The sequence below is a fragment of the Microbacterium sp. SORGH_AS_0454 genome (assembly GCF_031453395.1).
GTDB lineage: Bacteria > Actinomycetota > Actinomycetes > Actinomycetales > Microbacteriaceae > Microbacterium.
Genome location: NZ_JAVIYS010000001.1, coordinates 1 through 12,277, shown reverse-complemented (window position 1 = coordinate 12,277; position 12,277 = coordinate 1). Strand labels below are relative to the sequence as shown.

Below are 12,277 nucleotides of genomic sequence, written 5' to 3'. Positions count from 1 at the left end.
GCGATGACCGACGACGCGGCGTGGGCCGACCTCCTGGACACATTCGAGCGCGCCCTCGACGGTGGCGACGAGATGGCGCCCGGGTCCTTCGTGCGACCGGCCGGTCCGCCCCCGGAGCACCTCGTCGCCCGGGCGCGGGAGGTGCTCGAGAGGCAGCTCCGCGCGATCGAGGCACTCGGCGTCGCCCGTTCCGAGGTCGCGCGCGAGCTCGCGGCCCTGCGGCGGATCCCGCCCACGCGAGTGAGCCCACCCGTCTACCTCGACGTGCGCGGATAACCGCAGCCCGTCGCCTCGCTCGCGTGCCGCGGGCGTCCCGGGCCGGCATCCGTCCTCGAATCCCCCTCGCGGTTACGCCGGAGCGCACCCGTCGCGATAGTCGGTGCCGAGCAGGGATCGCTCAACGACTGGCCACGGATCGGCTCGCCCCTCGACCGGAGTGCCGCGTGCTCGAATCCGTCACCTCAACAGCCCTGTCCAGCGCTCTCGACGCGTTGTCGCTGCGCCAGCGCGCGATCGCCGAGAACATCTCCAACGTCAACACGCCCGGCTACCACGCCAAACGCGTGTCGTTCGAAGAGGAGCTCGCGAGCGCCGTCGGACGGGGGTCCGGCAGCGTCGAAGCGGTGGTACAGCGCTCGCTCGAGCCCACTCGGCTCAACGGCAACAACGTCAACCTCGACACCGAGACGATGTCGAACATCGACACGGTGCTGCGCTATCAGTTCGCCGCCCAGGCCCTCAGCGGCCAGGCATCGTCCATCACCAAGGCGATCGGTCAGGCTTCCGCATGAGCTTCGACGCGATCGGCGTGGCGGGGGCGGGCTTGACGGCCCACCGCAAGTGGCTGGATGCCATCAGCGACAACATCGCCAACGTCAACACCGCCACCCCCGCGGGGCAGGACATGTTCCGCGAGAAGTACGTCACGGCGGCCGAGGGCACCGTGACCCCCGGCGTGTACGTCACGGGCGTGCGCGAGTCGACCGCGGAGGGGCGTCTCGTCTACGAGCCCGAGCATCCCTACGCCGACGAGAACGGCTACGTGCAGTACCCCAACGTCGACCTCGGTGACCAGATGAGCATGCTGATCCTCGCCCAGCGCGGGTATCAGGCCAACGCCGCCGTCATCGACCGCGCCAAGACGAGCTACGAAGCGGCCCTGCAGATCGGACGAAGCTGATGAGCATTCCCCTCGACCCGATCGCAGCCGCGGGCGTGACGCCCCTCAGCCCGCTGAGCTTCGAGCAGACCGCCTCGGCACCGCAGGCGATCGGCGGCGCCGCGGGCGGACAATCGTTCGCGACGTCGCTCGCCGCCGCCGTCGAGAATCTGCAGCAGCTGCAGTCGACCTCGAACGGCTTGGCCGTGCAGGCCGTCACCGGAGACCTCGACGACATCCACAAGGCCACGCTCGCCTCGACGCGCGCCGGGGTCACGCTCGACCTGATGGTCGCCGTGCGCGATCGCGGGGTCGCCGCGTTCAACGACGTCATGCGGATGCAGGCCTGACGTGCCCCGCGTGCTCGCGTCCTCGATCGAGAGGCTCAAGCGGATCGTCGCCGGTTTCAGCGTCGCTCAACGCACCATCGCCGTGATCGGCGCCGCCCTCGTCGTGATGGGCGTGATCGCGCTCGGAAGCTGGCTCGCGAAACCGCAGATGAGTCCGTTGTTCACCGGCCTGAGCCCGAGCGACGCGTCGGCGGTCGTGGAGCAGCTCAAATCGGCGGGGGTGAGCTACGAGCTCACCGAGGGAGGCGCGACGGTCCTGGTGCCCGACGCGCAGGTCTACCCGCAGCGTCTGGCCGCCGCGGCGGCGGGGCTGCCCACCAACGACACCGGCGGGTACACGCTCCTCGACAAGATGGGCGTGACCGCCAGCGAGTTCCAGCAGTCGGTGACGTACAAGCGCGCCATCGAGGGCGAGCTCGCGGCGACCATCGGGGCGATGTCGGGCGTCACCGCGGCCTCCGTGCAACTGGCCATTCCCGAGCAGAGCGTGTTCGTGGCCGACACGCAGCACCCCACGGCATCCGTCTTCGTCAAGACCCAGGGCGGGGCCAACCTCAGCGACGACCAGATCGCCGCGATCGTGCATCTGACCAGCGCTTCGATCCCCGGGATGACCCCCGAGGACGTCGCGGTGACCGATCAGTCGGGTCGGGTGCTCGCGGCCGTGGGGCAGGGGCTCACCGGTTCCGCGAGCACGCAAGCCTCGGAACACGAGGCGAAGGTCGCCGGGGCGGTGACGAAGATGCTCGAGACCATCGTGGGGCCGGGCAACTCCACCGTCAGCGTCAGCGCCGACGTGGCCAACTCGACCTCCGAGCGCATGGACGAGACCTACACCGCTCCCGAGGGCGGCGTGATGATGAACGAGCAGACCCGCACTCAGACCTCGACCGGCGGTCAAGCGGGGGGAACGGGCGTGCTCGGACCCGACAACATCGCCGTGCCGAACACCGCAGGAGCGGGGTCGTTCGAGTCGGAGGAGTCCACGCGCAACAACGCCGTCAACAAGTCCACCGAGAAGACGACGACGCCGGCCGGAGAGGTCACCCGGCAGACCGTCAGCATCGCCCTCGATCGCGGGTCGGTGCAGGGTGTCACGGCCGAACAGGTGCAGGCGCTGGTGACCAACGCGGCGGGAATCGACGCGGCACGCGGCGATACCGTCACGGTGGAGTTCGTCGACTTCAGCCAGAGCGCCGCCGCCGCCGCCACCGCTGCACTCGATGCCGCGGAGGCCGAGAAGGCCGCGCTGGTGCAGTCGGAGCTCATGCGTGCGGCGATTATCGGCGGCTCGATCGTGCTCGCCGCCCTCATCCTCGTGATCGCCCTGCTGGTCCGGCGCCGCCTGAAACGCCGCACGCTCTACACCGACGACGGACCCATCGAGTACTTCGCGACGATGACCGAGACCGAGGAGCAGAAGCTCAAGACCCTCAAGGGCCTGGCCGAGCCCATCGCGCTGCCCGCGGTGCCGCCGACCAAGATCATCCCCACCCTCCTCGACATCGAAGAGGAGCCGGAGTCGCCGCAGGTGCTCGTCGAGCAGCGACGGCGCGAGGTGGACCAGCTCGCCAAGAGCGATCCGCAGAACGCGGCGAAGGCGCTCGCCCACATGATGGATGAGGCGACGGTATGAGCCTGCTGAACACCCGGGCGACGGATGCCGAGGAGGCCCCCGCCACCGCCGTGACCGAGGTGCTCGCCGTGCCGGCGGCTGCGACGTCGGGTCTGCGCAAGGCCGCGATCGTCATGCTCAACATGGACCGCGAGACCAGCGCCGAGGTGCTGCGTCATCTGGGCGAGGACCGGGCCGAGCTCCTGGCGGGCGAGCTCGCGCAGCTCGGCAGCATCGACACCGCGGCCACCGCCGCGGCTCTCGCCGACTTCCGCCGCATCGCCTCGGGTCGATCGCTCATGAGCCGCGGGGGAGAGCAGTTCGCTACCGGGCTGCTCGAGACGGCGTTCGGGCGCGAGAAGGCCGTGGGCATGGTCGGGCGCGTGATGTCGCAGGGCGTGGTCTCGTTCGACTTCCTCAACGCCGCGGACCCCACACAGCTGGCCACGATCCTCGACGGCGAGATGCCGACCACCGTCGCCGTCGTGCTCGCGAACCTCCGCGCGGACCGCGCCGCCGCGGTCCTCGCCGCGCTGCAGGACCCGCTGCGCACCGACGTCGCGCAGGCGATCGCCGAGCTCGGGGTCGCCTCCCAGGAGGCGATCACCGTGGTCGCGGAGTCCTTGCGTGCGCGGACGGGGGTCTTCGGCATCCGCGAGGCGCACGAGGCGATCGGCGGCGTGCAGCCGTTGGTCGACATCATCAATCGGTCCGACACCGCGCTCGAGAAGGCGCTGCTGGCCGGCCTCGAAGACCGCGATCAGGTGCTCGCCGAGGAGGTTCGCAGCCGCATGCTGACCTTCGCCGACATCTCGCGGCTCGAGGACCGCGACGCTCAGCGCGTGCTGCGGGGGATCGACCTGCGCATCCTCGCTCTCGCGCTGAAGGGCGCCGACGATCAGATCGGCGAGGTGATCCGCCGCAACATGACCGAGCGCAACCGCGAGAACCTCGACGAGGAGACGCGCGCTCTCGGCCCCGTGCGCATGCGGCAGGTGGACGACGCGCGCGCCGAGGTCGTGCGCGTCATCCGCGAGCTCGAAGCCGCCGAGGAGATCACGCTCGCGCGCGAGGACGACGACGAACTGATCGAGTGACCACGGTGCCGACCGCCCTCTCGGAGGCGGCCGGTTACGGCGGGGCGCACCCGTCGCGATAGTCCGGGAAGAGCACGGATCGCTCGTCGACTTGGCCACGGATCGGCTTCGCCACAACCGCAGGGTGACCACCGTGTCCGATTCCGTCTTCACGCCGCTGGTGGTGCCGCGCGTGGGAGATGCGCGACCGGACGCGCGGGAGGTCGTCGACAGAGCACGGGCGCGGGGATACGCCGACGGGTTCGCCGCGGGCCGCCGCGATGCCCGGGCCGAACTCGAGCGCGAGCGGATCGCGGACGAGCGGCGGATCGCCGCGCGCGACGCCGCGGCCGACGCGGCCCACCGGGCAGCCCTCTCGGCTCTCGGCGAGGCGAAGGCCCGGCTCGACGCCGAGATCGGCGCTCTCGTGGCATCCGATGTGCGACGCCTCGAGGAGCTCGCCGTCGAGATGGCCGCAGAGATCCTCCGAACGGAGATGTCGGATGCCGCCCGCTCGGCCGCGCACGCGATGCGGCGGGCCGCGGCCCAGACGCCCCGCGCGGCATGGGTGCGGGTGCACCTGAACGAACGCGACCTGCGCACGCTCCGGGACGCGGCCGCCGCGGAACTCGCGGAGGGCGTGGAGGTCGTGGCGGACGCCGACGTGGATCCCGGCGGCGCGATTGTCCGGATCGCGCACGGCAGCGTGGACACGCGGATCGGTGCGGCCTTCGAGCGGGCGCGCGCAGAACTCGCTCTGGACGACGACGGCGAGGCCGGCTCGTGAGTGTCGCCACCCGTCGCTGGGAGCGCGCACTGAGGGCGACCGGTCCGCGCCGCTCGGGGGTCGTGAAGGCCGTGGTGGGTCTCGGCGTCGAGGCGCTCGGCATCCCCGCCGCCGTCGGCGACCGCGTGCGCATCGAAGCGGCCGGCGCCGTCGAGATCGAGGCCGAGGTCGTCGCGGTCGACGGTGAGGCCGTGCGCTGCATGCCGATGGGCCCGATGACCGGTGTGCGCGTCGGTGCGGCGGTGCACCACTCTGGTGCGGCGCTGACGGTGCCGACCGGTCGCGGCCTGCTGGGGCGCGTCCTCGACGGTCTCGGTCGCCCGATCGATGGTCTCGGCCCGCTCACCGGCGCCCCCGTCGTCGCCCTGGGCAACACCGCGCCCAGCGTCATCGGACGCCAGCGGATCGACCGCCAACTGGGGCTGGGTGTGCGCGCGCTCGACACGATGACCCCCGTCGGCGTGGGCCAGCGACTCGGACTGTTCGCGGGCTCGGGGGTCGGCAAGTCGTCGCTGATGTCGATGATCGCGCGCGGCTCGACCGCCGACGTCACCGTGATCGCGCTGGTGGGCGAGCGCGGTCGCGAGGTGCGGGAGTTCCTCGAGGACGACCTCGGTCCCGAGGGCCTCGCGCGCGCGGTGGTCGTGGTCGCCACCTCGGATCAACCGGCGATGGCGCGCCTGCGGTCGGCCTTCGTCGCGACGCGCATCGCCGAGCAGTTCCGCGACGACGGCCTCGACGTGGTGCTGATGATGGACTCGCTCACGCGCGTGGCGATGGCCCAGCGTGAAATCGGACTGTCTGCGGGGGAACCGCCCGCGACCCGCGGCTACCCGCCCTCCACCTTCTCGGTGTTGGCGGGCCTGCTCGAGCGCGCGGGCACCGGGCCCACCGGGTCGATCACGGGGCTGTACACCGTGCTCGTCGATGGCGACGATCACAACGAGCCGGTCGCCGACGCCGCGCGCGGGATCCTCGACGGGCACGTGGTGCTCGACCGCGGTCTCGCCGTGCGCGGCCACTTCCCGGCGATCGACGTGCTCGGGTCGGTCTCGCGCGTCGTGTCGAAGGTGACCTCGCCCGACCAACGCGAGGCGGCGGTGACCCTACGCCGCGTGCTCGCCGCCCGTCGCCAGGCGAACGACCTCATCGACATCGGCGCGTACAAGGCGGGGGCGAACCCGCTCGTGGATGCCGCCCTCACCCATCAGGGCGCCATCGACGGGTTCCTCACCCAGCGCATGGACGATCTGACCCCGACCGACGACTCCTGGCGGCGGTTGGCCGCCCTGACGACCACCTTCGGAGGACTCTCATGACGTTCCCCCTCTCCGGGCTGCTGCGGGTGCGCGGCGTGCAGGAGCGCGCCGCGGCCGAGTCGCTGTCGCACGCTCGCGCCGAGGCCGTCGCCGCCGAGACGGCGGTCGAGCACGCGGTGTCGAGCCTGAGCGACATCGCCACCGAGATCGACGACCCCGCGACGCTGTTGGCGATGGCCGCGGCCCGATCCTCGGGGCAGGCGGCGCTGGCCGACCTGCGTGCTCTCGCGCAGTTGCGCCAGGATGCCGCGGAGGCCGCGTCTGCCGCCCACGTCGAGGCCCGCCGCGAGCTCAAGGGACTCGAGCGGCTCGAGAGCGCCCATCGCGCGAGCGAGCTCGCGCAGGAACGGCGCGCCGAACAGAGCGCGCTCGACGAGATCGCCGTGGTGCGTGCGGCGCGCGACGCGGGAAGCGCCGCGTGAGCATGCTGCTGCCGACCGCGGGGTCGATGCCCGCCTCGCCCCGGGGTGCGCGCTCGACGGGCGAGGGGTCGGGGCCCGCGGCCACGCGCACGAGCTTCGCGGACGCGCTGGCCCACGCCGCGGTGAGTCGGGATGATCCGGCCGCTCCGGTTCTCGCGGCCGGGCCGGCGACCGCCGCGCGAGACACCCTCGACGCCCCCGCGGACGGCCGCGATGATCGTCCCGCCGAACCGGGGCCGTCTTCGGGGGCGGATGCCGCGGTCGTCGGGCCCGAAGCCCTCACGGGTATCGCGATACCCGCGTCCGCGGCTGTCCGGGCGGACGCCGTTCCGATGGCCGGGAGCGCCGCGTCGCCCACCGCCGCGACCGAGTCGATCGCGACAGCCGCAGCGGGGGAGCCGTTCGCACGGACGCCTGTCCCGGCCGTCGGAGAGCCGGAGGCCGGTCCCCTCGGGGGAGTGCCCCTCGCCGGGATCGCCACCGACGCCGCGAGACCCGCGGGCGACGCTCGCCTCGACACGGCGCCCGTCGCGCTCGTCGCAGGAAGCGGTACCGAGAGCCCGTCCGATCCGACGACGCCCGCAGCGGTCACCGCCGGTACCCGCGTGGACGCCGCCCTGCCGACATCGGCGCGGCCCGGTGCCGCCGTCGCTTCCCCCCGCGAGGCCGCGGCGGCGGTACCGCCGTCGACCGCGATCCTTTCCGAGGAACCTCTCGGGCCCGAGGTTCCGCGGGCCGTGCCGGCATCCACCGGCGCGCCTGTCCGTGCCCTTCCCCCGGCCGCCGCCGCGGGACCGGCGGGCACGCCCGAGCCGGCGCACCCCGGCGGCGTCGTCGTCACCGGGCTCGCCCTCGCCGCCGCGCCGGAGGACGCACCGACCCGACACGAGGCGGCACCGTCGGTGGCGGCGACCGCCGGGTTGACCGGCGTCGCGGCGACCGCGCCCCTGTCGGCATCCGTCCCTCTCGCACCCGCCCCGGAGCGGACCGCTGCGCCGACCGCGACCCCGCGCTCGATCGCCGCTCAGGTCGCACCCGCCATCATGCACATCGCCCAGCGCCCGGCGGGCGCCCACCAGATCACGCTGACCGTCACCCCCGAAGAGATGGGACCGGTGACCGTGCGCGCCCACCTCGGCGCCGGGGGCGAGGTGCGCATCGACCTGGCGGGAGCCACCGAGGCGGGCCGTGAGGCGTTGCGCGTCATCGTCGCCGACCTCCGCCGCGATCTGGCCGCGGTCATGCCGCACGCCCATCTCAGCCTCGGGTCGTCCCTCACCGCCGACGCCGGAACGGGCGAGCGCGGCGCTCCCGGGGAGAACGGGGCCGACTCGTCCGACCCCGGTCGCGTTCAACGCCCTGACGACACCGCCCCGTCGGCATCCGCCCGTCCCCCCGCCCGTCTCCTGCCCGCGCTCTCGCCCGCCGTCACCGGTCGCGGGCTCGACATTCTCGTCTGAGAGGACCGCCATGCCCGTCACCGCCGTCACCGGCTCGCCCGCCCCGATCCCCGCGAACACGACCACCGCGACGACGACCGCCGTCGCGGCGAAGAAGGGGCTCGACAGCGAGGTGTTCATGAGACTGCTCGTCACGCAGCTGACGAACCAGGACCCGTCCACCCCGATGGACACCAACCAGATGATTTCGCAGACCACGCAGCTGGCCATGATGGAGCAGCTCACGGCGATGAGCCGCACCTCCACCGAGGCGTTCGCCCTGGACATGCGCCAGGCCGCCTCGACGCTCATCGGGCAGCAGGCCGGCTACCTCGACGCGAAGGGTCTCGCCGTCACGGGGACCGTGACCAAGGTGAGCTTCGACGGCGCCATCCCGCAGGTCACCATCGGCGACGCGACGGTCGCGCTCGATGAGATCACCTCCCTCGCCACCGCCGCTTCCCGCACGTCCGCCTGACCACCCACACGAAAGAGACCTCCATGCTCCGTTCCCTCTCGTCCGGCATCTCCGGACTCCGTGCGCATCAGACCATGCTCGACACCACCGGCAACAACATCGCCAACGTCAACACCGCAGGATTCAAGGGCTCCTCGGTGCTCTTCCAGGACACGCTGTCGCAGGCGGTCGGCGGTGCCGCGATCCCCGGCGCCGGCGCCGGCGGTCGCAACCCCGCTCAGGTCGGACTCGGCGTCCAGGTCGCGGGCATCCGCACGAACTTCAGCCAGGGCGCCGCGCAGACCACCGGCCGCGGCGGCGACCTGATGATCCAGGGTGACGGCTTCTTCGCGGTGCGTTCGGGCGGGGAGACCCTCTACACGCGCGCGGGAGGCTTCGGCTTCGACGGAGCCGGAAACATGGTCACCGCCGACGGAGCGTTCGTGCAGGGATGGATCGCCCAGAACGGTGTCCTGGGCACCGGCCAAGCGGTCGGGAACATCTCCCTGCCCCAGGGGGTGGTCTCGCCGGCGCGCGCGACCACGGCGGCGACCGTGACGGGCAACCTGCCTTCGTCCGCCGCCGTCGGTGACCAGCTCGTCCGCGACATCGACGTGCACGACGCCCAGGGCACGACCACCGCCCTCAGCCTCACCTTCACCCGGACCGCGACGGGGTGGGACGTCACCGAACCCGTGAGCGGCGCGACCGGCGCCCTGGCGTTCACCGACGGCCGCCAGAGCGCGGGACTCACCCTCGATGCCGGCGGCGTCGCGGTCGACCTCACCGCGGTCACCGGCTTCGCCGACCTGAGCACGGTCGCGATCACCTCGCAGGACGGGGCCGCGGCCGGCACCCTGCAGTCCTACTCGATCACCGGAGACGGCTCGATCGTGGGCACGTTCTCGAACGGCCGTACCGAGACCCTGGCGAAGGTCGCGATGGTCACCTTCGCCAACGCCGAAGGCCTCGAGAAGGTCGGCGGGACGGCCTATCGCGCCTCCGTCAACAGCGGCGGTGCGCAGGTCGGCGAGGCCGGTCAAGCCGGTTTCGGCAAGCTCGTCTCGGGTTCGCTCGAGATGAGCAACGTCGACCTCTCGCAGGAGTTCACCAACCTCATCGTCGCGCAGCGCGGCTTCCAGGCGAGCGCACGCATCATCACCACGAGCGACGAGGTGCTGCAGGAGCTCACCAACCTCAAGCGCTGACCCGGCGCCCCTCGATGGCGCGGCCCACCCGAGTTACCCGCGGTGGGCCGCGTCGCGATAGTCGGGGGCGTCCCCTCACCCATCGACCGGAGATCTCCCGATGATCACGCTCACCCGTCTCGACCACACGCGATTCGCGGTGAACCCCGATCTGATCGAACGGGTGCACGAGTCTCCCGACACCACGTTGCACATGGTCGACGGCCGCGTCTACAACGTCGAAGAGAGCCTCGACGAGCTCATCGAGCGCATCGTCGCTTACCGCGCGCGCGTGCTCGCCGCGGCATCCGCTCTCTCGGCCCCGTCGGAGCGCTGACATGGACATCGCTTTCGTCGTCGGCGTCGTCGTGGCCTTCGGGGCCCTGTACGCCATGATCACGATGGAGGGCGCCCACCTGAGCGCGCTCCTGCTGCCCGCCCCGATGATCCTCGTGCTCGGCTCGACCATCGGCGTCGGCATCGCCAGCCACACGCTGCGCGACGCGATCGCAGCCTTCGGCTCGCTGGGTCGGATGGCGCGCGGTCCGCGATCCACCCCGGCCGCCGTCATCCCGATCCTCGTCTCCTACGCCGAGAAGGCGCGGACCGAGGGCCTGCTGCGCCTCGAGGACGAGCTCGACTCCGCCCCCGACGACTACACCCGCCGCGCCGTGCAGGCGGTGGCCGACGGCGTCGACGCCGAAGAGCTGCGAACGCTGATGGACGACGAGATCGTCGCCGAGGCCGCGCGCAACCGCGTGGCCGCGCGGTTCTTCTCCGCCCTCGGCGGCTACGCACCCACGATCGGCATCGTCGGGACCGTCGTCTCGCTCACGCACGTGCTCGAGAACCTCGACAAGCCCGACGAGCTCGGCCACATGATCGCGGCCGCCTTCGTCGCCACCCTCTGGGGCCTGTTGTCGGCCAATTTCATCTGGAACCCCATCGCGGGGCGGCTGAATCGCATGGCCGCCGTCGAGCAGGAGCGCATGACGCTCGTGTGCGAGGGGATCCTCGCCATCCAGGCCGGCAGCGCGCCGCGCCTGGTCGAGGAGCGTTTGCTGGCGCTGACCACCTACAAACCGAAGAAGAAGAAAGAGCCCCGGCCGGATAAGGTCGCAGCGACCGGGGATGCCGAGTGAGCAGCAGGCGCCCCGCGCGCGGACGCGGCCACGACGAGGGCGAGCACGACGAGCCCGATGAGCGCTGGGCGGTGTCCTACTCCGACATGGTGACGGTTCTGATGTGCCTGTTCATCGTGCTGTACGCCGTGTCGATCGTCGACGAGACCAAGTACGAACAGCTCAAGAACGGTCTCGCCGAGGCGTTCGGGCAATCCCAGACGCCGGGCGGCGGCGACTTCACCGAGGGGCTCGTGATCCCGCCCGAGCTGCTGGCGGAGGAGGGCGTCGAGGACGTCGCGGTGCGCGCGGCTCGCGAGCGCGACAACCTCGAGCAGATGAAGCAGCAGATCACCTCCGCGCTGGCAGCGCAGGGCCTGGCCGAGACCGTGGACTTCGTCATCGACGAGCGCGGTCTGAAGGTGGGCCTGGTCGGCGCCGAGACGTTCTTCACCGACAACCGCACCGACCTCTCGGCGAAGGCGGATGCCGTCCTCGACGCGGTCGGCGACGTGCTGGCCGCCGCGGGCAACCCCCTCAGTATCGAGGGGCACGCCGACCATCGCGCGGCGGTCGCCCCCTACGAGAGCAACTGGGAGCTCAGCAGCGGACGCGCCACCAAGGTCGCACGGTTCCTCGTCGAGCACGAGGGCATCACCGGGTCCCGTGTGCAGGCGGTCGGTTACTCCGATCAACGCCCCCTCGTCGAGGGCGACACCGCGGAAGATCTGGCGGCGAACCGCCGCGTGGACATCGTCGTGCAATCCACCGAGGAGGAGAAGGTACGTGCTCTCATCCCCGGACTCGTCCAGACCGCTCCGCAGGGCTGACCCCTCGTGACCACCACTCCCAAGGAGACCGCCATGGCGACCACCGCCGTCCGCGACGACCCCCTGCGCCGCTATCCCGCCTATGACTTCAGCCGCCCCGTCCAGCTGGGTCGGGAGCACCGGCGCCGGTTGGAGGCGGCTTTCGAGGCATTCGCGCGACAGTGGGCATCGCAATTGACCGGCAAGGTCCGCATGCGCACCCACCTGACGCTCGAGGGCGTGGAGTCGATGTCGTACCAGGAGTACGCCGACACCCTCCCGGCGACGACCGCGATGGTCACCGGTGCGACCGCGGGGCGCGACGAGCCGGGAGTGGTGCAGTTCGATCTCGGCGTGGCGCTGACGTGGGTCGTGCAGATGCTCGGCGGCAAGAGCAGCGCGCCGATCGAGCCGCGCACCCTGACCCCCATCGAGTCGGCGCTGATCCGGCAGCTGATGGACCGTACCTTCGAACTGTTGACGACGAGCCTGGGCATGCTGCTCCCGGCCGAGCTCACCTACGCGGGCCTGCACGA

15 protein-coding genes and 1 pseudogene are annotated in these 12,277 nt (G+C 71.8%); all 16 read left to right on the top strand.

From position 1 onward, the window contains the following. The first annotated feature begins 3 nt into the window (after positions 1-3). Positions 4-276, top strand: coding sequence for a hypothetical protein (locus QE454_RS00080; RefSeq protein WP_307459289.1), 273 nt, complete (start codon positions 4-6; stop codon positions 274-276). A gap of 167 nt (positions 277-443) precedes the next feature. Further along, complete coding sequence (gene flgB, locus QE454_RS00075) at positions 444-791, top strand: flagellar basal body rod protein FlgB (RefSeq protein WP_210072049.1); 348 nt, start codon at positions 444-446, stop codon at positions 789-791. Continuing rightward, a complete protein-coding gene (flgC, locus tag QE454_RS00070; protein ID WP_307459292.1) occupies positions 788-1,180 on the top strand; it encodes a flagellar basal body rod protein FlgC in 393 nt (130 codons plus the stop codon). Before flgB ends, flgC begins: the two co-directional genes overlap by 4 nt. After that, the gene (gene fliE / locus QE454_RS00065; RefSeq protein ID WP_307459295.1) at positions 1,180-1,509 is read left to right on the top strand and encodes a flagellar hook-basal body complex protein FliE; all 330 of its coding nucleotides are present in this window, start codon (positions 1,180-1,182) and stop codon (positions 1,507-1,509) included. The genes flgC and fliE overlap by 1 nt, the downstream gene beginning before the upstream one ends. A 1-nt stretch (position 1,510) precedes the next feature. Next, a complete protein-coding gene (gene fliF, locus QE454_RS00060; RefSeq protein ID WP_309668380.1) occupies positions 1,511-3,145 on the top strand; it encodes a flagellar basal-body MS-ring/collar protein FliF in 1,635 nt (544 codons plus the stop codon). Then, positions 3,142-4,221, top strand: a complete 1,080-nt coding sequence (fliG, locus tag QE454_RS00055; protein ID WP_267786448.1) for a flagellar motor switch protein FliG — start codon at positions 3,142-3,144, stop codon at positions 4,219-4,221. Before fliF ends, fliG begins: the two co-directional genes overlap by 4 nt. A 124-nt stretch (positions 4,222-4,345) precedes the next feature. Continuing rightward, positions 4,346-4,987 carry a FliH/SctL family protein gene (locus tag QE454_RS00050; RefSeq protein ID WP_309668377.1) on the top strand — a complete coding sequence of 214 codons (642 nt, stop codon included), beginning with the start codon at positions 4,346-4,348 and terminating at the stop codon, positions 4,985-4,987. Then, complete coding sequence (locus tag QE454_RS00045) at positions 4,984-6,306, top strand: FliI/YscN family ATPase (protein ID WP_210072043.1); 1,323 nt, start codon at positions 4,984-4,986, stop codon at positions 6,304-6,306. The genes QE454_RS00050 and QE454_RS00045 overlap by 4 nt, the downstream gene beginning before the upstream one ends. After that, positions 6,303-6,728, top strand: a complete 426-nt coding sequence (locus tag QE454_RS00040) for a flagellar FliJ family protein (protein ID WP_210072042.1) — start codon at positions 6,303-6,305, stop codon at positions 6,726-6,728. The genes QE454_RS00045 and QE454_RS00040 overlap by 4 nt, the downstream gene beginning before the upstream one ends. Then, complete coding sequence (locus QE454_RS00035) at positions 6,725-8,188, top strand: flagellar hook-length control protein FliK (protein WP_307459300.1); 1,464 nt, start codon at positions 6,725-6,727, stop codon at positions 8,186-8,188. The genes QE454_RS00040 and QE454_RS00035 overlap by 4 nt, the downstream gene beginning before the upstream one ends. Before the next feature lie 10 nt (positions 8,189-8,198). Continuing rightward, positions 8,199-8,645, top strand: coding sequence for a flagellar hook capping FlgD N-terminal domain-containing protein (locus QE454_RS00030; protein WP_210072040.1), 447 nt, complete (start codon positions 8,199-8,201; stop codon positions 8,643-8,645). Between the two features lie 23 nt (positions 8,646-8,668). Next, complete coding sequence (locus tag QE454_RS00025; RefSeq protein ID WP_210072039.1) at positions 8,669-9,832, top strand: flagellar hook protein FlgE; 1,164 nt, start codon at positions 8,669-8,671, stop codon at positions 9,830-9,832. A gap of 100 nt (positions 9,833-9,932) precedes the next feature. Beyond that, positions 9,933-10,148: a flagellar FlbD family protein gene (locus QE454_RS00020; protein WP_210072038.1), complete on the top strand. Its 216-nt coding sequence runs from the start codon at positions 9,933-9,935 to the stop codon at positions 10,146-10,148. Position 10,149: 1 nt separating this feature from the next. After that, entirely contained in the window at positions 10,150-10,953 is an 804-nt protein-coding gene (locus QE454_RS00015; protein ID WP_307315666.1) for a motility protein A, read from the top strand. Continuing rightward, positions 10,950-11,762 carry a flagellar motor protein MotB gene (locus QE454_RS00010; RefSeq protein ID WP_210072036.1) on the top strand — a complete coding sequence of 271 codons (813 nt, stop codon included), beginning with the start codon at positions 10,950-10,952 and terminating at the stop codon, positions 11,760-11,762. Before QE454_RS00015 ends, QE454_RS00010 begins: the two co-directional genes overlap by 4 nt. A gap of 33 nt (positions 11,763-11,795) precedes the next feature. Further along, positions 11,796-12,277: pseudogene (locus QE454_RS00005) on the top strand (hypothetical protein); the annotation flags it as partial.

Coding starts and splice junctions, on each gene's coding strand:
- QE454_RS00080 (WP_307459289.1), top strand. CDS start 4: ATGACCGACGACGCGGCGTGGGCCGACCTCCTGGACACATTCGAGCGC.
- flgC (WP_307459292.1), top strand. CDS start 788: ATGAGCTTCGACGCGATCGGCGTGGCGGGGGCGGGCTTGACGGCCCAC.
- fliE (WP_307459295.1), top strand. CDS start 1,180: ATGAGCATTCCCCTCGACCCGATCGCAGCCGCGGGCGTGACGCCCCTC.
- fliG (WP_267786448.1), top strand. CDS start 3,142: ATGAGCCTGCTGAACACCCGGGCGACGGATGCCGAGGAGGCCCCCGCC.
- QE454_RS00040 (WP_210072042.1), top strand. CDS start 6,303: ATGACGTTCCCCCTCTCCGGGCTGCTGCGGGTGCGCGGCGTGCAGGAG.
- QE454_RS00030 (WP_210072040.1), top strand. CDS start 8,199: ATGCCCGTCACCGCCGTCACCGGCTCGCCCGCCCCGATCCCCGCGAAC.
- QE454_RS00025 (WP_210072039.1), top strand. CDS start 8,669: ATGCTCCGTTCCCTCTCGTCCGGCATCTCCGGACTCCGTGCGCATCAG.
- QE454_RS00020 (WP_210072038.1), top strand. CDS start 9,933: ATGATCACGCTCACCCGTCTCGACCACACGCGATTCGCGGTGAACCCC.
- QE454_RS00015 (WP_307315666.1), top strand. CDS start 10,150: ATGGACATCGCTTTCGTCGTCGGCGTCGTCGTGGCCTTCGGGGCCCTG.